The sequence below is a fragment of the Xenorhabdus kozodoii genome, from assembly GCF_002632875.1.
Taxonomy (GTDB): domain Bacteria; phylum Pseudomonadota; class Gammaproteobacteria; order Enterobacterales; family Enterobacteriaceae; genus Xenorhabdus; species Xenorhabdus kozodoii.
The window spans coordinates 1-24433 of the sequence record NZ_NJCX01000025.1 but is presented as its reverse complement, the minus strand read 5'-3'; the positions used below and the strand labels follow the sequence as shown (position 1 = coordinate 24433).

Here is a 24433-nt window from a genome sequence, read left to right as displayed (position 1 = left end):
CACGTGAATAAACGATGAGAGAATTAACATCAATGCAGGCAGCCTGCTGGGTCGGGCGTAATATTCAGACCGATTTGGGAGGCGTTGCCGCGCATCTTTATGCTGAATTCGACGGCTATCACATTGAGATAGAACGATTTAAACAGGCTCTGGAACGCGTTTGTTCTCTGCACCCCATGCTAAGACTCTGTGTTAACGCTGAAGGGCTTCAGTCTGTTATTCCATCCGGTGAGTCGTTGTTGCTGGAGATTGAGGATTTTAGGGGATTACCAGAACAAGAAGAAGCAAGATTACTGCTTGTTAAACGTGTGGAGTGGACTCATCAGAAACTTGATCTTTCTTCTGGCCAGGCGTCCCGTTTTTCGCTCAGTCTGCGAGATGGCGGCAAATTTCGCCTGCATGTCGATACCGATATGATAGCCATCGATCCGTCGAGTTTCAGGGTGTTAATGGAAGATCTGGCTATGTTTTACGATAACCCGGATCAGCCGGCTCCGGTCATCGCGTCGTATTTCGACTGGTGCGACCAAGTGCGCACCGATCCCTATTTTAAAGCTGCCCGTGAAAGGGACCGAATCTGGTGGCGCTCACGTATTCCGCACATTCCGCCTGCTCCCGCGTTGCCTATTAACCAAACTTTGCCCACTCAGGCTTGCAGCCATCGACTGGCGGCATGGCTCCAACCAGACGAGCGTCAGGCGTTGAAAAGACTTGCCCGAACACACAGGATAACCCTGTCGAACCTGATGCTGGGACTTTTCTCTCTTGTTCTTGGAAGGCATACCGGAGATAAATGCTTTCGGCTTAATGTCCCGATGTTCTGGCGTGCTCCCCTTGTGGATAACGTGGAGAGGATCGTCGGCGATTTCTCCAATGTGCTCATCCTCGGCGTGGGTATCAATGAAGCAGAAAGCGCTGCTGACCTTTGTAAACGGCTTGGTGGACAACTGACCGATTTACTCGCCCATTCGGCCTATCCGGGGGTGAATCTGATGCGCGATCTTTCCCGGCATCATGGCGCGACGCAATTGGCGCCAATTGTCTTCACCGCGGCATTGGATATACCGGGGGGAGAGCTGCTTTCAGATCGCGTCAGGAACGCATTGGGTCCCATGAATTGGGTGATCTCACAAGGTCCGCAAGTTGCGCTCGACGCACAAATTGCTTCCGCTGACGGGGGTATTCTCATCAACTGGGACATTCGTCTCGATATGCTGCCAGAAGAATGGGTAACCCCGATGTTCGACAATTTTGTCAATTTCGTCCGTGAAATCGCGACATATCCGCAACGCTTCGATGAGGCAATACATTCCCTCGATGAAGTCACCGCCTCATCACCGACAGCCAGAATGAGAACCACTGACGCTACGGTAAAAATCGACCGGAAAAACAGCCAGGAAAAACCATTAACCTCCCTGCAATTGGCCTATCTGCTTGGGCGGCGAGCAGAATTACCGCTTGGTGGCGTTGCGATGCAAGAATTTCGCGAGTACCGCGGACGCATGGCATTGGCACATCTGCAAAATCACCTAGCGGAGAGTGTTCAGCGTCATGAAAGTTTGCGCACCCGAATAGATGCAAAGCGACTCGTCCAATATGTTAGCGCAGAAGTGGATATCAATTTACAGCAAATCGACCTGAGCACCGTGTCACGGGAAGAGGCCCTCCGTCATGTGGAAAACCACCGTGAAGAATTTGCGCATGCGCTTTTCGACCTGGACCGTTCTCCGTGGGCCATCACGTTGTTCCGTTTGCCGAAGGATAAACCGGAAGAGGATGATCTGATTGCGTTTGTTCGTTTCGACGCCCTGATCCTTGATGGATGGTCGATAGCCGCCCTGATGGTAGCGCTTTTTGAGGGCAAGCCAGCAATCGTGGCGGAGACGGATGTTCCCTTGGATGGGGAAGATATCTCTGAAAGGCGCAAGATAGATGAAGCGTATTGGAAAACCAAACTTGAAACAGTCAGCGGTCCACTACGATTTCCGTGGACAAAGCCACTGGCACAAATAGGCACTTCCCGCTATGTACGGCAAAGCCTGATTGTCGCACGGGAAGATTATACCGCAGTGTTGAAAGCCGGTGCCAAACACATGCTTTTCAAGAATTCTACCCTCATGACGCTGGTACTTGAGGTTATGTCCCATTGGTTCGAAGAGCGGAGTTTGTTCATCGGCGTTCCCGTCGCGCCGCCGGTATCCGGTGTTTTGTGCAATCGGTCAAGTTTTATTGTGGTCAATTGGAATGCTGAGCAGGGCAACCTTTCCGAGCGAGCCAACACGCTACAGAACGATGTGCTGGAAGGGCTTGAACATCTTGCCTTTTCAGGTATAGACATTACCCGGCTTCTGGTTGAAAAACAGGGTGCTGGTCCTGTTTTACCGGTAGTGATGACCAACGGACTTTCGTGGCCAGTATCAAGTCAGGACAGTGGTATGCAGTTGCATAGTGGGCTGACGCAGACACCACAAGTCGCGATGGATATTCGTTTTTCGATCAATGCAGACAACGCGCTTGTCTTTGACATCGATTACGCCACTGCGGCGATTGAATCGGCTCTCGTTCAAGATATTTTAAGGGCGATAGGCAAGGCAATGCAGGCCATCGCCGCTTCAGGCGTATTCGCAATTTCGGCGCAGGATATTATCGATACAACCCACTTACGATTAAACGGTATTGAAGCTGATTTTCACTGCGGGCAATTTCTCAGCCGGATAGCCACCAATATCTTCGACAGCAAAAACACCAAAACGGCCCTCATCAGTGGCGACAGGCACATCAGCTACGCCGAACTGGGATGTCATGTGCGTCGAATAATGGGCGCTTTCATGGAGAGAGGGCTTTCCAAAGGGAGTGTCGTTGCCCTCTGTATGCACCGTGGGCCTGAGCACACGGCTGTGACCCTGGCCTGTGCGTTGACGGGGGTGATCTGGGTTCCGATAGACGCAAGTTCTCCCTCAGAGCGACAGCACTATCTCCTTGAAAACTGCCATCCAGACCTGGTGGTAACGGCAAAAAGAGAAGGGATTGAACACCCGGCAGAAACGCCTGAAAAACTCTTATCTGCCAAGCCATTGGCGGAACTCCCGCTTCCGCTTGACGCGCTCTCATCAAGTGAAGCGCCCGCTTACTATCTCTACACATCTGGGACAACCGGCAGGCCGAAATGCGTTGTTTTATCCAATAAATCAACATCGAATGTTATCACCAGCACCCTTGACGAATGGTCCGTAACGCATCGGGATGTCTTCATTTCTGTCACACCTTTACATCATGATATGTCAGTCTTCGACGTTTTTGGCTGCCTGACGGCAGGGGCGACCCTTGTTCTTCCCGCCATCGGTGAAGAAAAGGATGCACGACGCTGGAATCAGTTGGTTGCCAAGCACAAGGTGACATTATGGTGCTCTGTGCCCGCTATTTTGGAAATGCTTCTCGCGTGCCGTCAGGGGAATGAATTGAAAAGCCTGCGGCTGATTGCGCAGGGTGGCGATTACATCAAACCTGCTGTTATTAGTCGCCTGCGTACACTCCTGCCGTCAGTACGGTTGATTTCGTTGGGGGGACCAACGGAGACGACGATATGGAGTATATGGCACGAAATAGGGAAGGACGATGTTAGCCTGATCCCCTATGGAAGGCCCTTACCGGCTAACCGCTATTTTCTGCTAAACGGGCGTGGCGACCATTGTCCGGTGGGGGTTTCTGGCCGTATTCATACGGCCGGCGTCAATGTCGCATTGGGTTATCTGGAAAACGGAAGCCTCACCCAGACCGATTTTGTGACCATCAAAGATACGAACGGAGAAGAGATCCGCGCGTTCCGAACCGGTGATTACGGACACTATCGTCGTGATGGCATCATTGTCTTTGATAGCCGTGTCAACGGTTACGTCAAGGTACGTGGAGTGCGTATTTCGTTGCCGGACATCGAAAATGAACTGGTTCGCCACCCGTCGGTTAAGCATGTTCTTGTGGTGGACTATGGCGAGGAAATGCACGGTGAGACTTCCATCGGCGTACTTTATGTGCCGCGACAAGAGGAGGCTTTGTCAGGCGCAGAATTGCGCAAATATGCCTGCCAATGCCTGCCACCATCGCATATCCCAACGCGGATCCTGCCGGTCACCGAATTACCGCTCTCACCCAATGGCAAGCCTGATCGCGCTAAAGCACGCAGCCTGTTGATGGAATCGGTACATGAGCAACCGCCTATTCCACACAATGCTTTCCCTGCGCAAGAAACAACGATGAAAAAGAAGGTGCTGGAAATCTATCTGGACGTGCTCGGCCAATCGCGCACTCACCACATCGATGGAGCCAGTGACTTCATCAGCATGGGGCTGCGTCCCCAGCATTTGAAAACAATTTCAGCACGGCTCTATGAAGAATTTGCCATTGTGCTTTCGCTCCCGCAACTGCTGCGTTGCCGTAATGTGGCAGAAGTCGAACAGTCTCTTAATGAAAAAACGTTAGAAAACAGCCCGGATTATTAATATGAATAATATTGACCTCATCGGTATTGGTATTGGCCCCTTCAATTTGGGATTGGCGGCACTGCTTTCGTCACACGCTGATCTCACCAGCCTTTTCCTCGAACGTAAACCTGAGTTTCGCTGGCATGAGGGGCTCCTGTTATCCGGTACAACCCTACAGGTTCCATTCCTTGCGGATCTGGTGACGATGGCAGAGCCTACACATCCTCTGAGTTTTCTTAATTATCTTCATAAACATGATCGTCTTTACAAATTCTACTATTATGAAAAATTTCAGATCCCACGCCAGGAATATGACCATTATTGCCGCTGGGTAACGCAACAGCTTCCCGCCTGCCAGTTCGGTGAAAATGTCATTGATGTGGCTTATGATCCGGTTTCCGATCATTTCATTGTTGACAGTCAGTCTCATACGGGAGCGACGCATCAGTATTACAGTCGTCACCTTGCTATCGGTATAGGAACGGCTCCGTTTCTGCCTGAGTGGGCTAAAATCCAGACCAAAGCGCCTATCTTACATTCGGCAGAGTTCATCAACAGACGTGCACAGCTCTCAACGTGTCGGCGTGTCACGGTAATTGGTTCAGGGCAAAGTGCTGCCGAATGCGTACTGGCGCTCCACAAGGCATTGACGCCTGAAATGATAGCGGCCGGTGCTTCAATCCAGTGGATCACCCGATCTGCCGGTTTTCATCCTATGGAATCGTCGAAACTCGGTCAGGAATGTTTCACGCCGGCCTACATGAACTATTTTCACCGTATCACAAGAGAAAAACGCCGCAAGATCACGGCGGGTCAGGGGGGGCTTTATAAAGGGATCAGCGTCTCAACTATCGCAGATATCTTCGACATTTTGTATGAAGGCTCCCTCGGTGGTCGTGATCCTGGACTTTCGCTTATTGCAAACTGCGAGGTCGAGCAGGTGGAAAACACGGGAGACGCTGAGGCGTTGCGGGTTGTTTTTCGTCATCGGCATCTGGATAAAGTCGGCGTCATTGAAACCGATGCAATTGTCGCTGCTACCGGTTATGCGCACACCTGCCCCAAGTGGTTAGAAGGGCTCAAAAATACCGTGCTTGCCACCGACGATTATGGCGATGTTATTGTCAACGAGGACTTTAGTGCCCAGCGCCTTGACAAAGGACAAGGCCTTATTTTCGTTCAGAATGCTGAGATTTTTCAGCATGGTATTGGCTCTCCCGATCTGGGACTTGGCGCGTATCGCAATGGGATTATTGCCAACCAGCTGCTTGGGCGAGAGTATTATCGCTTGCCTCAAAATTCGTCATTCCAGAGCTTTGGTATGCCAGAGTGTTACAGTACCGGAGATAAAGATGGCATTGTCCTTTGCCGATAAGAACAGGCTAGATGCGTTTTGGCATTACTGTGTTAAAAATCAGTATTTCAATATTGGTTATCCTGAGTCCTCAGACTTTGATTATTCTTATTTACAGAAATTTATGCAGTTTTCTATCAACAATTGCGGTGACTGGGGAGCGGAATGCAACTATCTCTTAAACTCTTTTGAGTTCGAAAAAGAGGTCATGAAATACTTTGCTGAACTGTTCAAAATCCCTTTCGAAGACAGTTGGGGCTATGTGACCAACGGAGGAACGGAAGGTAATATGTTCGGCTGCTATCTTGGGCGAGAACTGTTCCCGGAGGGGACACTTTATTATTCAAAAGATACGCATTATTCGGTGGCAAAAATTGTCAGATTACTGCGTATCAAATCTTGTTTAGTCGAATCTTTACCCACGGGTGAGATAGATGATAATGACCTGATACAGAAGATCATCGCTCATAAAGAACCGCATCCAATCATCTTTGCCAATATCGGCACGACATTGCGCGGTGCGGTGGATAACATAAAAATCATTCAACAACGTATGCAGCAAATCGGTATCGCTCGCGAGAATTACTATCTGCACGCCGACGCGGCCTTAAGTGGGATGATCTTGCCGTTCGTCGATAACCCGCAGCCTTTTACCTTTGCAGATGGTATCGACTCCATCTGTGTTTCCGGGCACAAAATGATAGGTTCCCCCATTCCTTGCGGAGTTGTTGTTGCAAAACGGAAAAATGTTGAACGTATTACCGTCGAGGTTGATTACATTTCGGCTCAGGACAAAACCCTCTCAGGTTCACGTAATGGCCAGACGCCACTGATGATGTGGGCGGCCATTCGCAGTCACTCGTTTGCCGATTGGCAGCGCCGCACCAAACACTGCCTAGAGATGGCACAATATGCCGTCAAGCGTTTCCGTGCTGCCGGAATAGACGCCTGGCGTCATGACAACTCCATTACGGTGGTATTTCCATGCCCGTCGACAGCCATCGGGAAGAAGTATTGTCTGGCAAGATCGGGAGATATTGCTCACCTGATCACCACGGCACATCATCACGACAGTCGTAAAATCGATGCATTAATCAACGATGTCATTGCTGAATCACACCAGATAGTTCAAGTGCAGGATGCTGTCATGTGAGAGGTAAAAACAACCACATTGGGGCTTATCCTGTGATTTTGATGTGCTAACCAAATCATAACGATTACACTGTAATTTATTTTATATAAAATTGAAGGATCCGTTGGTGCTTACAGCAAAAAATATCACCGCAACTTACGGCAAGAAAACCGTATTGCATGATTTGTCAGTAGACTTTGCCCAAGGGCGTATCACGGCACTCGTCGGATCTAATGGCTGCGGTAAATCGACACTTCTGAAGTCCATTATGGGTTTCATCCCTCTGAAAAGTGGAGAAATTCTGTTGGAAGGTCAGCTAATGACAGGGATTGGTCGCAAAGCGCTGGCTCGAAAAATCGCTTATCTGCCGCAGGAATGCCATTGCCCGGATTACATGACACTGGGAGAGTTGATCGAGCTGGCAGCGAGTGGGCGCAATTCGCTTTTCGGCGGGTCATCCCCGCGGGATCGCAAATTGTTTCATGATGTATTGGAAATCGTTGGCTTGGCCGATAAGGCAGGCTCTCAAGTCAACGCCCTTTCAGGAGGGCAACGCCAGCGCGCCTGGGTGGCGATGGTGCTTGCACAGGATACTGACATCATTCTTATGGACGAGCCAGTGAATCACCTAGACATCAAATATCAATACACGGTGCTTAAACTGGTTCGCGATCTCTCACTCCAGCACGGAAAAACCATCGTTGTGGTGTTACATGATTTAAATCTAACCACAACTTTTGCCGATGATGTTGTGATGCTAAATAATGGTAGTGTTACTGCGGCAGGTGCTGTCAATAAAACGATAACGGTCGATAATATCCGGCGCGTATTCGATATTCCGGCCGATATTTTTAGTTATAACGGCAGTCTTATCTGCCAGCCTTATCCGGGCATAAACCACCCTGGAAATCAGTCCGGAGTATGACGATGAAATCCAGTTTGTTCTTTATATTCGCACCGATTGTATTGCTGCTGATCTTTTTTTCTAGTCTCTCTTTTGGCGTGAATATTGCGTCAGTTTCGCAAATTTATGCGGCCTTAACCCAGTCCGAACCGCAAAACTATGAGCAGGCAGTTATCTTATACCAGCGATTGCCACGGGCTTTGATTTCTGTTTATGTCGGTGCAGCGATGGCATGCAGTGGCCTCGTCTTCCAGGGACTTATCCGCAATCCACTGGCCTCCTCATCAACATTGGGAATCAATGCTGGTACGACACTGTTTGTCATAATAGGCGCAATCAGCTTTGAGTTCGATCTGACATTACAAGGCATAGCAGCCCTTGTCGGCGGGTTATTCGGCTTTCTGTCATCTCTTGCGGTATCTCGCCTGGCGGGCGTTAACGGCGTCTCTCGCGATTTGCTACTGATACTGTCAGGTACATTAATAGCGATGCTTTATCTTGGGATCAGCAATGCGGTTCTTCTAGCCTATCCTGCATTACGAACGGAATATTTGAGCTGGTTAGCAGGGGCTATCAATCATGCTTATATCACCAGACTTCACCACTTCTGGTGGTTCGGTATACTGGCCTTGATGGTACTTTTATTACTGGCACGTCCACTGACACTTATTCTGCTCGGTTACGAAAAGGCGCTTTCGATGGGCGCGAATGTAACGCTTGTTTCACGCATTGCGCTGATTGCAGCCATCGTTGCATCCAGTTCTGCCGTTGCCATATGCGGTCCAATTGGTTTCGTGGGGCTGGTTGTCCCCCATATTGTCAAGCCTCTGGTTGGTCAGCGTTTTATGCTGTCGCTGCCAGCTTGTGCTCTGACGGGGGCAAGTATCTGCTTGATGGCTAATCTCTGTGCGCAGACACTCTTCCAGCCTTATGTCATACATACCGGCGTTCTAATGGATTTTTTGGGAGGATTGTTTTTTATCTGGATTATCAGAAAGCGCTATCTTTCAGCAACATCGGAGAGATCATTATGAATTTCGGTCAGGCAACAGACGGACAAAGGGTATTACGTTTCGCCAACGGATTACAGATGCGCACCCGTGATATAAAAGTCGGTTTATGCCTATTTACCATCACGATCATACTCGTGGCTATTTCTTTAAACGTCGGGGTGACGAACGTGGGTATACGTGAATTCACGCATATGCTTTTCGGATATTCCCTTGAACACCACCAGTTTTATGCACTCTGGGTTGTACGCATACCTCATATTTTATTGGGATTCATGGTAGGTTGGTGTGCAGCCCTTGCCGGTGCTATTTTGCAGCCGATTGCTCGCAATCCGCTGGCCGACCCCGGCCTTTTTGGCATAAGTCAGGGATCGATGACGATGATCATGGTTTTACTGGCATTTGTTCCTTCCGCCCCGAAGATGCTGATCGTCCTTGCTGCACTCGTTGGCGGACTGATTGTTGCGTTGGTTTTGACTTTGCTCGTCGGCAATAATCGCGCAAGTGGCTTGGCAATTTTACTGATGGGGATTGCCGTCTCGTCCGTTCTGAGTTCTGTCAGCGCTTTTCTTATTCTCTATCTTCCAACAGAGTTATCCTTGAATCTTGCTGAATGGATGCAAGGATCGTTGTTTCAGGCCAGTTGGTCAATTATTGCATCATTTATGCCATTGTTCTTATTGAGTATTATCGGAATTCTGATCACTGGCCCCGCTTTAAACCGCTATGAGCTTGGAAATGAACTTGCTACATCCTTTGGGGAGCCTATCAAATATTCCCGTCCGTTGCTGATGATGTTTTCTGTCCTGCTAAGCGCAGCATCGGTCACTGCAGTAGGGCCATTGAGCTTTCTGGGGATACTGGCGCCGCATCTAGCCAGCTTTATTTCATCGGCCACAGGCCGCGCCCGACTGTTTCTTTCCGCTCTGGTGGGCGGCAATCTGGTCATCACCGCGGATATTATGACGAAAGCAGCACCCGCAGGCGTCTTTCTCCCTATCGGGTTGAGCTTCACACTCGTTGGCGTGCCCCTGTTCATCCTGACGATGCGGCTGAGAGCACTACGTAAGCGCTGAATATCTGGGGCGTAATATCGTTATGTACCCGTCGCCTTTCAAGATGCGTCTTATATCTCCCCGCTGCGCGAGGAGATATAAACACTTACCTTGGTTTGCAAGCTGCAACTTACAGTTTGGATGGGGATAAACCGTATTACCAGAGAGAGAGGAGAAGACATGGCATCGATACCCGCAGAAGAGCATGGTAACAACAGACCTGTGATCTGGACAGTCTCTGTTTCCCGGCTGTTTGACCTGTTTCGTGATATCACGCCGGAATTTGCTCACCAGGCCAATATCACGCCGATTCAGTTGGGTTTTGAGCGTGCGGTTCAGCATATCCGTAAGCGACTGGAAACCGAACATTGTGATGCAGTGATCTGCGCGGGATCTAATGGCGCCTATTTAAAAAGCCGGTTATCCGTACCGGTGATTATTGCTAACGCCAGCGGATTTGATTTTATGCAGGCACTGGCCCGCGCCCGACAAATCAGCTCCCGAATTGGGGTCATTACTTACCAGAATACCTTGCCGGCACTGGAGGAGTTTCAACGGCGTTTCAATTTGCGCATTGAGCAACGTAGTTATGTCACAGAAGAAGATGCCAGGGCGCAGGTCAATGCGTTGAAAGCGATGGGTATCAAAGTGATTGTGGGGGCAGGCTTAATTACCGATCTGGCTTATGAAGCTGAGTTAGTGGGGGTTTTTGTCTATTCAGCGGATTCCATTCGGCAGGCATTTCGGGACGCTTTGGAGATGGCGCGCATGAGCAAACTCAATCAGGCGGTCATTTCTCCTTATTCTACAGAAGATAAGCGACATACACGGCACACAATTAGCGACATTAGAGGAAATTCTGCTGCGGTAGAACATGTGCGCAATACGATTATGCTGTACTCCCGCTCGACGGCGGCGGTTCTCATTCAGGGAGAAAGCGGTACGGGAAAAGAGCTGGTGGCACAGGCTATTCATTATGAATATACCTTGCGGTACGGGTCGCTAGCGGGCAAGCATTCACGCCCCTTTGTTGCCGTTAACTGTGGGGCGATTACTGAATCTTTGCTGGAGGCCGAGCTTTTTGGTTATGAGGAGGGGGCTTTCACCGGTTCACGGCGTGGCGGGCGGGCGGGATTATTTGAAATTGCGCACAGGGGGACGCTATTTTTGGATGAAATCGGTGAAATGCCGTTACCGTTGCAAACGCGGTTATTAAGGGTCTTGGAAGAAAAGTTTGTGGTCAGGGTAGGGGGATATCGCCCAATTGCCGTCGATGTGAGGATCATCTGTGCGACACATTGTGATTTGGATACCTGGGTCAGGGAAGGGCGTTTTCGGGCAGATTTATTTTATCGTTTAAGTGTCTTGCGGATCAACGTGCCGGCATTAAGGGAGCGAGGAAATGATATTGGCTTGTTGGCGACAGAGTACTTACAACGGGCTTTCGCGGCACTTGACTTACCTATTTCTGCATCGAGGACACAGGAGCTTGCTGGATGCCATGACGTGTTACACGACTATCATTGGCCTGGAAATGTGCGTGAACTCCGTAACTTGACGGAACGGATCGCACTGTATTTGAGTGCCCATCCAGAGCAGGCATTGACGCCGGCATTGATATTGTCCCTTTCACCTGAGCGTCAGGCTGATGCCAATATTGTTAACGCCAGCACGCAAGCAACCCAAATGAGGGCAGAAACGGCGCTTTTAGGGGACGACGTTTCAGTCCATGATATTGTTGCGCGATTTTCAGGTAATCGGCGTGCGGCAGCGGAATATCTGGGCATTAGCCGCACGACGTTATGGCGGAGGTTAACGAAAGAGCAGGGTGAAATTAAATAAATTATTATGGCTACCAAAAATACATCAGTATTTTTGTCCTGAAAATAATTTTAAGTTGTTAAAGATTATCAATGACTCTTTTGTTATAAGCGAATTTATTTACAGGAACCAGTTCGATATGATGATCTTTTTTTCTGTCCATTAATTCAAAGGCATATTTAAGTTCGGAATAAGTAATCGGGAAACCTCTATTGCTGGAACCGATATCCCTGAAATCACTCGTTCTCCATTTATGATGAAAATTATGGGAATTAATATTATCCATCTTTGCCAGATTAAAAGGAGAATGTTCCTCTAAATAAAAGATGATTTTTTTGATGGGTGAATTTTCCTTACTCGCTTCTTGCTCAGCCCAATCGATTGATAGTTTACATAATTTTCGTATAAAAGCCATTGTAAAACAATTTGTAAGGACTTTTCCATGTTCAAACATCTCCTTGTCTTGTTCGGTGACCGGTTTTTTATAACAGCGGCGATCACGTTCCTCTATATCCTCTTTCATATCAAAGAGGCGACTAAAACCTCTTTGATCACTTTCAAGGAAAGCATTAAAAATATTGGAAGTATATTCTCTATTTCCAATATCATAATGACCGTAAAGCGAATTTGAGATGAAATCTTGTCCTGAACGGTTAGGATAATCTTTAGAACCAAAATTATGATTGAATCTATTAGCTAATATTTCTGATGAGGTGCTCCTTTTTTCTTTTAGGATATCTTTGTTTCGGTAACCATCGTTAAGAAGTGTATTTTTAGCGAGAAACCCAGCTTGATAATTTTGATACTTTTTATAACCACCTGTTTTAGTTTTGTTTTCTTTCCTTCTATTTAGAGTGGCACTTACCGATAGTTGAGGAAAATGATTCTTTAAAAAATAACTAAGGCTATGAAATAGATAATTTGTGGTGTCTTTATTGATTTTTGAGATTTGTGAATCAAGTTCACTTTTTTGATTTATTAAGATTTCTTCTATGAATAAATTATGAAAACGATCGGTATCATAACCACGTTCTTTTTGCAAAAGATAATCACTTTGTCCATTGTTTTCAAAGAAAATATTAACTCTTTTTAGGTGATTTCCACCTCCAGGCATTAGTAGCATCAGGCTGGTAAATAAATCATCCATAGTGATGTAAATATCATTAGTGTTGATGTTTTTAATATCAACCAAATAAGGATTTCTATATTTACGAAATCCATAAGTAATGATAATATTTTTGTTCATGTTATTACCTCTTTAAAATTTAAATACCTTATTTATTAATAATATTGATGCTTTTAATAAGTAATGAATAATTTTATGGATTATGATTACCATTTATTTACTAGTTTATCAACTATACGCATTAAACTTCAAGTTGCAATTTACAACACTATATGAAACCTGATTTCTCCCCGCGAAGCGGGGAGAAATCACACGCATCTTGAAGTTAGATTGGTATAGATAATTAGTGATGTTGTCTGGTATTTTCATTATCCATTTGCAATGGAAAAATGATTTATATTGAAATAATTTTAATTGGAGCTGTCATTATTATTTCTTACTTTATGTTAATGACAAACATTGAAAAAAACTTCATTATCGAACATACAATCTTAGAATATTATTTCTATAGCAGTTCTACTATGAACAACACACTACAGCATAAAATACATTGTTCATAGTAGCCGTAAAAAACATTCAACGAGATTTTGTATCTTCGTGCATTGGCAAGGAATCGATCGCGGCGATTTTCTTTAATTGAGCTAAATAATCTGGATTATTATCTACTAACCAATTCAACACGGCATAATTAGAAAGTAATCTATTAATGTGACCAATAATCACAGCCAGCTTTAAATTATTTGTACCATAAATATTTTCAAGTTGCTTAGTTTCCATTTCCATTGCTGCCATTTCACGTTCCATTCTGGCAAAGTTTTTTAAGATATCTTGCTGCTTGAGTTTCGAATCTTTCGGATTTTTTAACATTTCATCAGGAGTGTAATGTAATAATGAAAGGGCAAATTTACGACTAAAATTATTTATACTTATCATCGTGGAAACAGCCTCATGCTGTCTTTCAGGCTTCATTTTTCGTAAAATGCTAAATATAGCCTGTGGAACATGCTTCTCTGCTAACAATGCAGCAGTTTCAGGGCTGATCCCATCAAGTAACTTAAATTTTGCCCTAAGCGTATCGATCGATATATTTAGTGAATCACTTATTTTCTCCTCGGAAACACCATCATCTACAGCCTTTAATATCATACGGTGTTCCTGAATCACAGGTAATCGGTTAACATACTTATTATAGCTGTAAGACTCTTCATCCTCTGCGATTAAACAAGGTACATTTGCAAGACCTATGTCTTTTGATGCTTCGACTCGTAGGTGTCCATCAAGTATGATCTTTTCAGATAATTTATTAATATAAATAACGATTGGTTCAATGACGCCGACTGTTTTAATAGTGGATAATATCTGAAGATATTTAACGCTTGATTTTACGTTGATAGGTAATTTTTTCCCGTATTGTAAATCAGTAATATCAATTATAAAGCACTTATTGCCGAAGTTAGGTTTATTCATTTTCAAGACCTCGCTCTGGGTCAACATTATCGAGAATAAATGCAGGGACGGAATTTAGGCTCTCAGTAGACAAAAGACCCGAAAATTCTTTGTCCTGCAGTAAATTCATCATAATTTCCTTAACGATCATCAGGCTAGATATTGTAAATTCAGATCTTGTATGGATCATCTTATGTCTTTTGACATTTTCTTGATAAAGTTCTCTCAACTCTTCAGACGTCATTCGCTTCCTTTTTACGCCCTGAACGAAAGCATTATTATCACTTCCCTTACCTGATGTTTCCCTCTGTGCCAAGATCTTTTTTATTACTCAACACTGACACCAAATCATCATGTAGCGACCATAAATGATTTCATGGAAATTGCACAACGTGCTGGTTATTTACTCATACATAAAGAGGATATACAGCCGATGATGAAAGCACTGGGGGGTTATAAGTTCAGCGCCTAACCCCAAGCCACGGATGGCTAAAAACTGCCATATTTTGATGCATTTTAATCGTCAACAGAACAATAGCAATATAGCCAATGCTATTGAACCTTAGGTTCAAGTAGACTAATATCACCTCAAGGAATATTTATCAATGAGCTAAATATTGAATCTTTTGGTGAGGAGTCGGTATGCCGTTACATCTTGAAAATATAGATAAAGTTGCTGCTGATTTCAGTCACCTGAATGAGTCTGAGCGCAATCGTGCCCTGTATGATGTTCTTAATCCATTGGCTAACGAGATAGTAAAGGACGTTGACGAACTGATTCTACCTCCGGGATATCGACTAATTCGGGTTGATAACAGGTTAACATTAGGTAGGACTCATTTTGAATTGGCTTTGCTATGCGATATCACTAATGAAGTGGTTTATTATAATAAAGTGATAATAACCAATGATGTAGAGCTAAATTACAGACCCGTATCACAAGTATTGATTTGGCGCACGAAAAAACCTAAGCACAACGCTGCGCTAACTGGCTTAGCTTCAAAAATATTCTTCCATTACCTGATTAAAAGCTATGACGTTGTAGCTTCTGATGTAAATCAAACAACTGAGGGTATGTCATTCTGGCAAGCTAGAATGTACGAAGCATTACAATATAGATTGTATGTCTACGGCTACGACGTAATGAGTGGTGAAGTTAGGCAAATATCTAATGAAGATGAAGTAGGTTACTATCAGTCTTGGTTATGGGGTAATGTGGAACATTACATGAATAGGCTAGCCATAATATCGAGAATAGCTCTCCCGAACAAATAACTAACCCGCTCAGGCGGGTTTTTCATATCTGCCGCCTAGTGCGGTTTTTTTACGTCCAAACCCAAGCCGCCTAAAAGAGGTATTCATGGCCTTTATTAAAAATGCTATCCATTCCCTGCTGGGTGGCGATAGTGGCTCATCATGGAAATGGTCAGAACATTTACACCCTGCATCATTTCGCGGTGTCCCGTTTGCAGTTGTTTCCGGTGAGAGTGTTTTTGGTCGCCGTCAGGCAGTACATGAATACCCGTACCGTGATACCGCGTGGATTGAGGATCTAGGCCGGGCAACGCGAAAAATCACATTACGGGGTTTTATCATTCAAGACAGCGCGGTTTATCACGCACCGGATGTTATTACTCAGCGTAAAAATTTGGTTGCTGCCTGTGAAACGGGTTCAACTGGGACGTTGGTTCACCCAACACTGGGGGAACTGACGGTCAGTGTGACAGAGAGCGGGCTACGCATGAATGAAAGCGTCGAGTTTGGGCGGGTGTTTGAATTCACGCTGACAGTCATTGAATCTGGGTTACAGGTTTTTGCCGTTACCAATAGCACCAAATCTGCAACCGAGGTTAAAAATCACTGGCTGCTAACCTATACCACGACGTTGGCGAAATATGTCGCAATGGTACGGGGTGAAATTCGCTCCGTGGTGTGGGGCATGAAAATCATCAAATCGACAGCCGGTCAGTGGATTGGGATGGTAACCCGTTCGGTGGATGAGGTGACGAACCTGAGTGATATGCTGAAAACAACGTTTGGCACAGAACGCTATGGACGCTATCAGCGGGGGCAGATTGGTGGCACGGTTTCAGGAGCAACTGGCGTCAGGTCACGTGATAACCAAAGCCGGCATGATGCTGAAATTATTCAGCAGGCTACAGCGGCGGTTGTCATGGGGCGCAAATCCATTGCCGAATCCATCGATAAAATGACGCATTCATTGACTGTTGAGGTATTCAGTCAGGCAGCGCATGGCGTCGTGGATGCGATTATCCGTTCAGCAGGTAGTGCGGAAGAGAAAATCGCCATTTTTGAAAATTTATCTGCATTTCAAAACACTCAATATCAACTGAGTGATAGCGATCGCCATGTAACGAACATGACGGTTTTACTACTGGTTGTGCTATCTGCTGGGGCAATGGCGCAGGTTGCCAGTGAAATCACACCCGCGAACACGCAAGCCGCAAACGAATTACAGCGGCGCGTGTGCCATGCGTTGAATACTGCGCTAGTGATGTCTGGTGATTTGGGTATGGATGAGATCTACTCGGCGTTAACAACGCTGAGGCATGAGTTTGTCACCAGTGCAGAATTGAACGGCGCTGAATCAGGTCGACTGGCGCAGTTTAGTCTGCCTGCGGTTCTGCCGGCACTGAATGTGTCCAATCGGATTTATCAGGATGCTGGACGCAGTGATGAGTTAATACAGGCGACCAACCCCCGTCACCCGGCATTTATGCCCGTCAAATTTACGGCGTTACGGAAATGAAACAAAATTCAAATGAACTCTCATTGGTTATTGGTGGCAAGCGGATTTACGGCTGGGACAGTATCCGAGTCACGCGCGGCATAGAGCGACTGCCGTCTGATTTTGAACTGATGTTGATGGACTATTATCCCGGCAGCAGTGAAAAACAACTGGTCGAGGCTGGGCAATCCTGTCAGGTGTTGCTGGGTGATGACCCTGTGATTACGGGGTATATCGATATCTGGAACTCGTCCATTAATAAGAGCAGCCATCAAATACGGGTGACCGGTCGTAGTAAATGTCAGGATTTGGTTGACTGCTCGGCAAAATGGCCACAGAACGTGATCACCTCAGCAACGGCATTGCAAATTGCCCAAAAACTGGCGCAGTGGTACGGCATTAAGGTGAGTTCCGACGTGACTGATATGAAATCCGTGCCGCAATTTACCCTGAACTGGGGGGAATCCTCACAGGAAATCATTGATCGGATTACTCGCTGGTCAGCCCTGCTCTATTATGACACGCCGGACGGCAACCTGTTTCTGACCCGTGTCAGTAACCAGTTGGCTGCCAGTGGAGTCGAACAGGGTAAAAACGTTGAAATGGCGGACTATCAGTCGTCAATGAATGAGCGGTTCTCAGAGTACAGCGGGCTGTCTATGAATGTCAGCGGTCTCAGCGAGTTGTCTCAGGGGCAGGGGTATAGCGTGGTTGAAATTGCCACCGCAAAAGATCCTGAAACCGAATCAATGCGCTATCGCAATTATGTCACTATTATCGAAAGCACCCTGCACTCACACCAGCGACAACAGGAATCCATTGACTGGGAAATGAACCGCCGTTACGGGCGCGCTAAAGTGATCAAAGTGCTGGTTGACAGTTGGCGGGATGTCAGCGGAACGCTGTGGACACCCAATACCCTGATCCCAATCCATTTACCCGTGTTCGGGCTGGAGTCTGAACAGTGGCTATTATCCGAAGTGTCGTATGTTCGCAATAAAGACGATGGCACGCGAGCAGAACTCACACTCATGCCGCCTGCTGCGTTCACCGTGCAACCGTATGAATTTTACTCCACGCTGATGGAGACTCGTGATGGAGGTTATGTCAATAATGGAAGCCGTTAAGAATTTATATCGCCATTTATATCGCCGGGCAATGATGATGATCGGTTTAGGTAGGGTTACAACGTGTAATGACAACGGCGTTATCCAGCAGGTGCAGTATCAGACCGCAATGGAAGTGCGGGATAACACCCAGCGGATCGCCGAGTTTGGCTTTTCGTCTGGATTGCCCGCGAACACTGATGTGCTGCTCGCCTTTTTGGGCGGGGATCGCTCCAATGCCGTAGTGATTGGCAGCAATCATCAGCAATATCGGCATCAGGGATTAAATCCCGGTGAGGTTGTGATTTATAACCAGTGGGGGCTGCATATTTTGCTGACTGCATCGGGAATCACGGTGGAGGCACGAGGGCAACCTGTTACAGTCAATAATGCCACTCAGGTAACGATTAACGCCTCAACCGAGGTTTTATTGAATACGCCTGTATTGCGGGTTTCCGGCGATATTATTGATAATTGCAACAGCAATAAAACTACTATGAAACAATTGCGTGATAGTTACAATCGCCATACTCACCCCGTTTCAGGCGTTGAATCAGGCAGTTCGACCGTAACCAGCAGGACAACAGGAGCGACAGTCAGATGAGTGACATAACGTCATGGTGGGATGTGAAAAATATCCATGCAGACTGGTCGATTGGGCGCGGGGATTTGATGACCGGGAATGACCTGCAAACCGCCATCATTATTAGTCTGTTTACTGACCGACAGGCGCGGGCTGATGATGAAATTGACGGTACTGATCGTCGCGGTTGGTGGGGTGACAGCGGTACTGATTATCCTATTGGTTCCCGTTTATGGCTATTACACCGACAAAAACTCACTACAGCAGTTGCATTGGCCGCCGAGGATTATGCGCGTGAGGCGCTGCAATGGATGCTAGATGATGGTGTGGCTGACTCCATCGACATCGGCACTCAAATTGTCTGGCCCAACAGATTGAATATGATTATTCGTTATCAGCGTCCCGGACGGGATAATGAGGATCTGCGGTTTTTCTGGGTATGGGAGCGAGAAAATGCCATTTAAACGAAAAACACTCACCGAATTACGCGAGCAAAATCGTAGTTTTTTACAATCGGAGTTACAGAAAACAGGGCCGTTATTGCGATTTTCCAATATGGGTGTTCTGGCAGATATGGACGCCGGGATGGCGCATCTGCATTACGGTTACCTCGATTATATTGCCCGGCAAACGACGCCGTTTACATCAACGGATGAATGGCTGGCAGGCTGGGCTGCGTTGAAAAAAATATACCGAAAACCGGCGGCTGCCGCCCGATGTGAGAAATTTCAATTTACGGGTACTGCGGGGGCAATTATTCCGCCTGCCGCGATTTTGAACCGGGGGGATGGTTACCAGTATCAGACGGTGGCAGAAACCCGTATTGATGCTCACGGGCGTGGAATCAGTAGTATCATCGGGATATTGCCTGATATCACTGACAATATTTCAGGGGGTGGAGTTGCAGGCAATGCTCCTGCGGGAACCGTGTTAACGCTCGACCAGAGTATTGCCGGTGTGGATGTTGAGGGCACGGCAATCGTAGCGATAACTGGTGGGGCTGATATTGAGCGCGAATCAGATTTTCGCTCCAGAATGTTACTCGCCTATCAGGGTTCACCGCAGGGTGGCTCTGATGATGACTATAAACAGTGGGCATTGGCTGTACCGGGGATTACCCGTGCATGGGTCAGACCCAGAGCGGCGGGCGCGGGAACGGTAGGTGTTTATATTATGTGCGACAATAACGGGCGGGATGGCTTTCCCATTGGTACAGATGGCGTTTCATCCCATGAATCGTATGCAGTTCACGCCACAGGCGATCAATTGCGTGTTGCTGATTATATTTATCGGCTGCGACCAACAACGGCGTTGGTCTGGGTATTATCACCGATAAAACGCACTATCAATTTCACCATTACTGGTATCGCGCATGTTGGAACGGATGTCACGAGTAAAATCGAGGCGGCGATTGATAATGTGCTGTTTGAACACGGCAATCCTGACGGAACGGGGCGAATATTCATATCCGATTTGCAATACGCCATTGCAGATGTGCCAGGAACAGCGGGTTTTGTGATTACATCACCGGTAACCAATATTGAATTGTCAGTGGGTCAATTACCTATTCGGGGTGAGGTGCGATACACATGAAACAATATAGTGTGAATGATTATACCGCTGCGTTGAATGGGCTATTGCCAACAGGCATGGCATGGACACGGCAGCCAAAATCGATAATGAGTGCGGTTATCCGTGCTATGGCGCGTAGTTACCATCGGAGTGATCAGGATGGGCATCAGTTGCTAGAGGGTAGTTTTCCTGCGACGGCAACCATTATGTTACCGGAGTGGGAAAAATCGTTGGGACTGCCTGATGCCTGTGCGATTGGGGAAATTGATAGTATCTCATTGCGGCAAAAATCTGTTGTTTCTAAATTGCTGCGAACGGGTGGCCAGTCCAATGAGTATTTTATCGGTCTGGCGGCTGAACTCGGATTTAAAATAACGATCACCGAATTTAGGCAGGCTCGCGCTGGCATGTCTGCCTGTGGTGCGGCGATTAATGGTGATGAGTGGCCGTTTGTCTGGCGTATTAATGCGCCGACAACCACCACGAATTACGCCGTCGCAGGCGGGAGTTATTGCGGTGATCCATTGCGTTCATGGGGAAATAAAAAACTCGAATGCCAATTCCGAAAAATTAGCCCATCCCATACCATTCTTCAATTTGGTTATAACCAGTAATAATTCAATTTAAATTTATTAATCATTTATTAATCACCTTAACTGAGTGAGGATTTTCTATGCAAAAAATAGGTGACGTGACAAATACCGCTGACAGTAATGGTGAATTCACGAATGGAAATGTGGCCGCAGGTGTGCCACCGACGTTGTTAGAGGCACCGTGGTTTAATACTGTCCAGCGAGAAATAATTAATGCATTGGCAGCGGCTGGAATACAGCCGAATAAACATAATGATGCGCAATTATCCGAGGCAATCAGGAAACTAATTTCCAGTGGAGCGCTGGAAAAATCCAAGAACGGCGCGGACATTCCAAACAAAAACGAGTTTGTGAAAAACCTCGGTTTATCGGATTCCGTTTACAGGACTATCGGGAATGGTCGCAACCAAATCCCAGATATGTCGTTTTTTACTCTGGCGAGCAGCACATCCCGAGGGTTATACGCAACATTTCCATCTGGACTGATTTTACAATCATTTGAATGTGATGTGCCGGGAACAGCTCCGCGGGGCTATGTATATCCACTGCCGTTCGCGTTCCCTAATCTGTTTTCCGCAGCAATACTGACACCTCGGGATGGTATTGGCGATATTACCATAGCTCCCACGTATACAAACGAGGGAGCGTGGGGCATCCGAATATTCAACTGGTCGGGTGGGGGTAATGTCATTTCTGTTATCTGTATGGGGTACTGATATGAGTATATATTTCTCTCCAAAAACAACGGGTTTTTATCCGGTAAAATTTTTGGCGGCCTATCAATCTGCTGGAACGTGGCCAGATGATGCGTATGAACTGACAGATGAGGAATTACGCAGCTACTACATAACGCACCCACCCGCGGGAAAAATGTTGGGTTCCGCCGATGGTAAAATTGCGTGGGTCGATATTCCGCCGCCAACACCGGCTGAATTACAGCAACAGGCTGAGTCTCAGAAACAATCACGCATGTCGCAAGCTGCAAACTCTATTGCCCCACTCCAATACGCCGTCGATTTGAAAATGGCGACGAACGCAGAGCTGACATTGCTAACAGCATGGAAAAAATACTGTGTGTTACTGAACCGCGTCGACTGTTCGACAGCACCAGAAATTGACTGGCCGAAAGCGCCAGAATAACAATCAGGGGCTGAGTGCCCTATAGCCAATTGACATTCCCACCGGTCGGTCTATTTCTGTCCGCGTCCAGATGCCGGAAGATTCGGTGTGGAATCAAAAACAAAAATTGGCGTCTGATATCGAATTATCTGAACTGGTGGGGTGATGCCACAGAAGAATCATTAACCCGCAGAAAATTGCGGGTTAGAATTTTTGTTATTTATTTTATTTCTTCAAGGTAATCTGGGTTATATCGGGATTCTATTTTTATATCGACGTGAAATTCACCTGAATTATCACTAAACGTACCAGGGGCATCATTGAATAAAAGTATTAGCTCTCCATCCACAGGAACTGTTTTATGAAGCACACCATTTCCTATTTTGTAGGCGCTGTTTCCGATTTTAGCTACTAGTGAGATGATAGGTACTGGCCTTGGGTTGGTAGGGATAGAGCTCTGAGGTGCTCCCCAGTAATTATCTGGATGGCCGTATTTTATCCATCCTGTTGCAATAATAGATATTACATCTCCCGCCTTGAGAATAAGCCCTGTGGGTTGACCTTTTTCGGCTTTTCCTGGCACAGTTCCAGACCAATCGTACATAGTATTACCTCCAATTATATTTCAGTGGTTTTATATCTATGAAGGCGGGTTACTTCTCCGCCTGTGAACATCAATAAAGGGGTTCATCAATACTGGAGAGAACTTCTGATTAGGATGGCATGGAATGACTGGCAGGACATTAATAAAATCCATATCCCACTGATGAAACATGATGGGGGTAAAGGTCAATACATAATCCCAAACCACGGATGACTTTATTTGACTCTCATCACACGTATGGAATTTAATACAAAGTGACGGTAATGTGATGCCATTAGTCAGAATTTTATATCGATTATGCTGCGAATGTGCGCGCATCTTCCTAAAATATGATTTTGGTTGTACAAGGTCATTTAGGTATTGACATTTATAAAATGATCTCTTAGATATAGACAACTGCATGCAATCTGCTATCATTAGCTCATCTGTATTACTGTATTAATGTACATGATTGTAGGAGGCAAGATGGCATATTCAACTGTCGCTGTCGCGAATGCCTTTATCGAAAGAGGGATTAGCGGGCAGATACCAAACCTTTCCCCAATGAAGCTGCAGAAGTTAATTTTCTTCGCGCAATCATGGTGCTTGCGTATTTTTAATAAACCATTAGTAGATGAATTCTTTGCTAAATGGGAATACGGGCCAGTAATCCCATCCCTTTATCATGCTGTGAAAGAATATGGTGGCTCAACGATTGGTAACCTCATAGAATCATTAGAATTTTATGAAAATGGCTATATTGAGCAAGTGACACCAGTCATACCAGCAAACGATATCTGGATGCACCGGATAATTGATAGCGTTGTTTCTGTTTATGGTTGTATGGAAGCGACTTACTTATCTAGAATTACTCACTTACCTGGTTCGGCTTGGTCGAAGGCAAACAGTGAAAAATCAGCAATAGATAATAAGTTACTGAAAGAATGCATAGTGACTGAAGAAGGACGCTTCTTTGGTGCGAGGGATTTTAGTGTTCATTTTGACTTAGAAAAGTTGAAATGTAGAGTAAACGATGACTTTGTGGCAGTACCAACAGACATTAATAGCATAGAAGATATGGATGAATGGCTGAGAGGAATTGTTGATAATGATTGTTAAAATAGGTATCCAGTTCGCTAAAGAAATCCTTAATTATCCGATTGAAGATAAAAAGAAAATTTTGGCATTTATTAAGCATACTCAACAAAATGGGCTGCGTGAGTTGGAGGGCAGGAATAAATCATCTGATGATGTTGACAAAGATGACCCTTTTTTCCCCACAAAGGTGAAATTTGCCCAGCAGCATAAGTTATGGCATTACCACATTGGTGTTGTTGAATATGATCTCTCTAAACCATTCGGCGATAGAACTTCTGAGTATGTTCTTCATTACATAAATCAGCTAGTTCCTGACGAGCTAAAAGTAGTGGATTTCTCTGGTCATCCTCCGTTTAAAATGCCGCTATCCTCTTATCTAAACTGACCCGTCTCGTGCGGTTTTTTTCATACAATAAAATCTACTCCTCTACCGATAGAACATAATGAGCTAAAAAGGGAACAATCCTCCCCTTTAACCTAACTCCTTGATTTATCCGAGGTCCTCACTTTGGCTCAGTTCCGATCGAACAAATTTTTGGCTGATCGCGCCAATTGGGATTTGAAAGCCCATTTTAGTGATAACTCATTGATATCTAATCAGACGCCAGATTTGGCGTCTGCTTGCTCAGCCCCTTGCGCACAAGTAACACGCTAAAAAGCAATGCATTTATTCCTTTTGTCCAGCACATGAATCAACCATTGGG

Annotated in this window: 21 protein-coding genes and 1 pseudogene; 18 read left to right on the top strand and 4 right to left on the bottom strand. The window is 46.1% G+C overall.

Annotated features, from left to right (window positions below; all coding sequences use genetic code 11):
* Window positions 1-14: 14 nt before the first annotated feature.
* The 7 genes from Xkoz_RS15635 to prpR all read left to right on the top strand — a co-directional run bounded on the left by Xkoz_RS15635 (window position 15) and on the right by prpR (window position 11775).
* A complete protein-coding gene (locus tag Xkoz_RS15635) occupies window positions 15-4496 on the top strand; it encodes an amino acid adenylation domain-containing protein (RefSeq protein WP_208615280.1) in 4482 nt (1493 codons plus the stop codon).
* 1 nt (window position 4497) lies between these two features.
* Window positions 4498-5853, top strand: coding sequence for a putative histamine N-monooxygenase (basC, locus tag Xkoz_RS15630; RefSeq protein WP_099142993.1), 1356 nt, complete (start codon window positions 4498-4500; stop codon window positions 5851-5853).
* Entirely contained in the window at window positions 5831-6985 is a 1155-nt protein-coding gene (locus Xkoz_RS15625; protein ID WP_099142992.1) for a histidine decarboxylase, read from the top strand. The genes basC and Xkoz_RS15625 overlap by 23 nt, the downstream gene beginning before the upstream one ends.
* Before the next feature lie 106 nt (window positions 6986-7091).
* Window positions 7092-7889, top strand: a complete 798-nt coding sequence (locus tag Xkoz_RS15620; RefSeq protein ID WP_099142991.1) for an ABC transporter ATP-binding protein — start codon at window positions 7092-7094, stop codon at window positions 7887-7889.
* Window positions 7890-7891: 2 nt separating this feature from the next.
* The gene (locus Xkoz_RS15615) at window positions 7892-8902 is read left to right on the top strand and encodes a FecCD family ABC transporter permease (RefSeq protein WP_208615279.1); all 1011 of its coding nucleotides are present in this window, start codon (window positions 7892-7894) and stop codon (window positions 8900-8902) included.
* Window positions 8899-9954: a FecCD family ABC transporter permease gene (locus tag Xkoz_RS15610; protein ID WP_099142989.1), complete on the top strand. Its 1056-nt coding sequence runs from the start codon at window positions 8899-8901 to the stop codon at window positions 9952-9954. The genes Xkoz_RS15615 and Xkoz_RS15610 overlap by 4 nt, the downstream gene beginning before the upstream one ends.
* 159 nt (window positions 9955-10113) lie before the next feature.
* Window positions 10114-11775 (top strand): propionate catabolism operon regulatory protein PrpR, encoded by a 1662-nt coding sequence (gene prpR, locus Xkoz_RS15605; RefSeq protein WP_099142988.1) that lies wholly within the window; start codon window positions 10114-10116, stop codon window positions 11773-11775.
* Between the two features lie 58 nt (window positions 11776-11833).
* On the opposite strand, the gene Xkoz_RS15600 is transcribed toward prpR, so the two are convergent.
* The 3 genes from Xkoz_RS15600 to Xkoz_RS15590 all read right to left on the bottom strand — a co-directional run bounded on the left by Xkoz_RS15600 (window position 11834) and on the right by Xkoz_RS15590 (window position 14570).
* On the bottom strand, window positions 11834-13000 hold the full coding sequence (locus Xkoz_RS15600; protein WP_099142987.1) for a hypothetical protein: 1167 nt from the start codon (window positions 12998-13000) through the stop codon (window positions 11834-11836).
* A gap of 456 nt (window positions 13001-13456) precedes the next feature.
* Window positions 13457-14347, bottom strand: a complete 891-nt coding sequence (locus Xkoz_RS15595; protein WP_099142986.1) for a plasmid partitioning protein RepB C-terminal domain-containing protein — start codon at window positions 14345-14347, stop codon at window positions 13457-13459.
* The gene (locus tag Xkoz_RS15590; RefSeq protein WP_099142985.1) at window positions 14340-14570 is read right to left on the bottom strand and encodes a hypothetical protein; all 231 of its coding nucleotides are present in this window, start codon (window positions 14568-14570) and stop codon (window positions 14340-14342) included. The genes Xkoz_RS15595 and Xkoz_RS15590 overlap by 8 nt, the downstream gene beginning before the upstream one ends.
* Window positions 14571-14968: 398 nt before the next feature.
* Between Xkoz_RS15590 and Xkoz_RS15585 the strand changes: the two genes are divergently transcribed.
* The 9 genes and pseudogenes from Xkoz_RS15585 to Xkoz_RS15545 all read left to right on the top strand — a co-directional run bounded on the left by Xkoz_RS15585 (window position 14969) and on the right by Xkoz_RS15545 (window position 22069).
* Complete coding sequence (locus Xkoz_RS15585) at window positions 14969-15601, top strand: hypothetical protein (RefSeq protein WP_099142984.1); 633 nt, start codon at window positions 14969-14971, stop codon at window positions 15599-15601.
* An 85-nt stretch (window positions 15602-15686) separates the two neighbouring features.
* The gene (locus tag Xkoz_RS15580; protein WP_099142983.1) at window positions 15687-17096 is read left to right on the top strand and encodes a DNA circularization protein; all 1410 of its coding nucleotides are present in this window, start codon (window positions 15687-15689) and stop codon (window positions 17094-17096) included.
* Entirely contained in the window at window positions 17093-18202 is a 1110-nt protein-coding gene (locus Xkoz_RS15575) for a phage baseplate assembly protein (protein WP_099142982.1), read from the top strand. The genes Xkoz_RS15580 and Xkoz_RS15575 overlap by 4 nt, the downstream gene beginning before the upstream one ends.
* A complete protein-coding gene (locus Xkoz_RS15570; protein WP_244183489.1) occupies window positions 18189-18785 on the top strand; it encodes a phage baseplate assembly protein domain-containing protein in 597 nt (198 codons plus the stop codon). Before Xkoz_RS15575 ends, Xkoz_RS15570 begins: the two co-directional genes overlap by 14 nt.
* Window positions 18782-19228 carry a phage GP46 family protein gene (locus Xkoz_RS15565; protein WP_099142981.1) on the top strand — a complete coding sequence of 149 codons (447 nt, stop codon included), beginning with the start codon at window positions 18782-18784 and terminating at the stop codon, window positions 19226-19228. The genes Xkoz_RS15570 and Xkoz_RS15565 overlap by 4 nt, the downstream gene beginning before the upstream one ends.
* Window positions 19218-20357 (top strand): baseplate J/gp47 family protein, encoded by a 1140-nt coding sequence (locus Xkoz_RS15560; protein ID WP_099142980.1) that lies wholly within the window; start codon window positions 19218-19220, stop codon window positions 20355-20357. The genes Xkoz_RS15565 and Xkoz_RS15560 overlap by 11 nt, the downstream gene beginning before the upstream one ends.
* Window positions 20354-20950, top strand: coding sequence for a YmfQ family protein (locus Xkoz_RS15555; protein ID WP_099142979.1), 597 nt, complete (start codon window positions 20354-20356; stop codon window positions 20948-20950). Before Xkoz_RS15560 ends, Xkoz_RS15555 begins: the two co-directional genes overlap by 4 nt.
* 59 nt (window positions 20951-21009) lie before the next feature.
* A pseudogene (locus Xkoz_RS25955) lies at window positions 21010-21139 on the top strand (pyocin knob domain-containing protein); the annotation flags it as partial.
* A 507-nt stretch (window positions 21140-21646) separates the two neighbouring features.
* Window positions 21647-22069 (top strand): tail fiber assembly protein, encoded by a 423-nt coding sequence (locus tag Xkoz_RS15545; RefSeq protein ID WP_099142977.1) that lies wholly within the window; start codon window positions 21647-21649, stop codon window positions 22067-22069.
* Window positions 22070-22268: 199 nt separating this feature from the next.
* Here Xkoz_RS15545 and Xkoz_RS15540 read toward each other — a convergent pair whose 3' ends face one another.
* A complete protein-coding gene (locus Xkoz_RS15540) occupies window positions 22269-22652 on the bottom strand; it encodes a LecA/PA-IL family lectin (RefSeq protein WP_099142976.1) in 384 nt (127 codons plus the stop codon).
* A 465-nt stretch (window positions 22653-23117) separates the two neighbouring features.
* Here Xkoz_RS15540 and Xkoz_RS15535 point away from each other — a divergent pair, with 465 nt between their 5' ends.
* Together Xkoz_RS15535 and Xkoz_RS15530 are read left to right on the top strand one after the other, a co-directional pair.
* A complete protein-coding gene (locus Xkoz_RS15535; protein ID WP_071827329.1) occupies window positions 23118-23750 on the top strand; it encodes a Panacea domain-containing protein in 633 nt (210 codons plus the stop codon).
* Window positions 23740-24114: a hypothetical protein gene (locus tag Xkoz_RS15530; RefSeq protein WP_167386605.1), complete on the top strand. Its 375-nt coding sequence runs from the start codon at window positions 23740-23742 to the stop codon at window positions 24112-24114. Before Xkoz_RS15535 ends, Xkoz_RS15530 begins: the two co-directional genes overlap by 11 nt.
* Window positions 24115-24433: the final 319 nt, after the last annotated feature.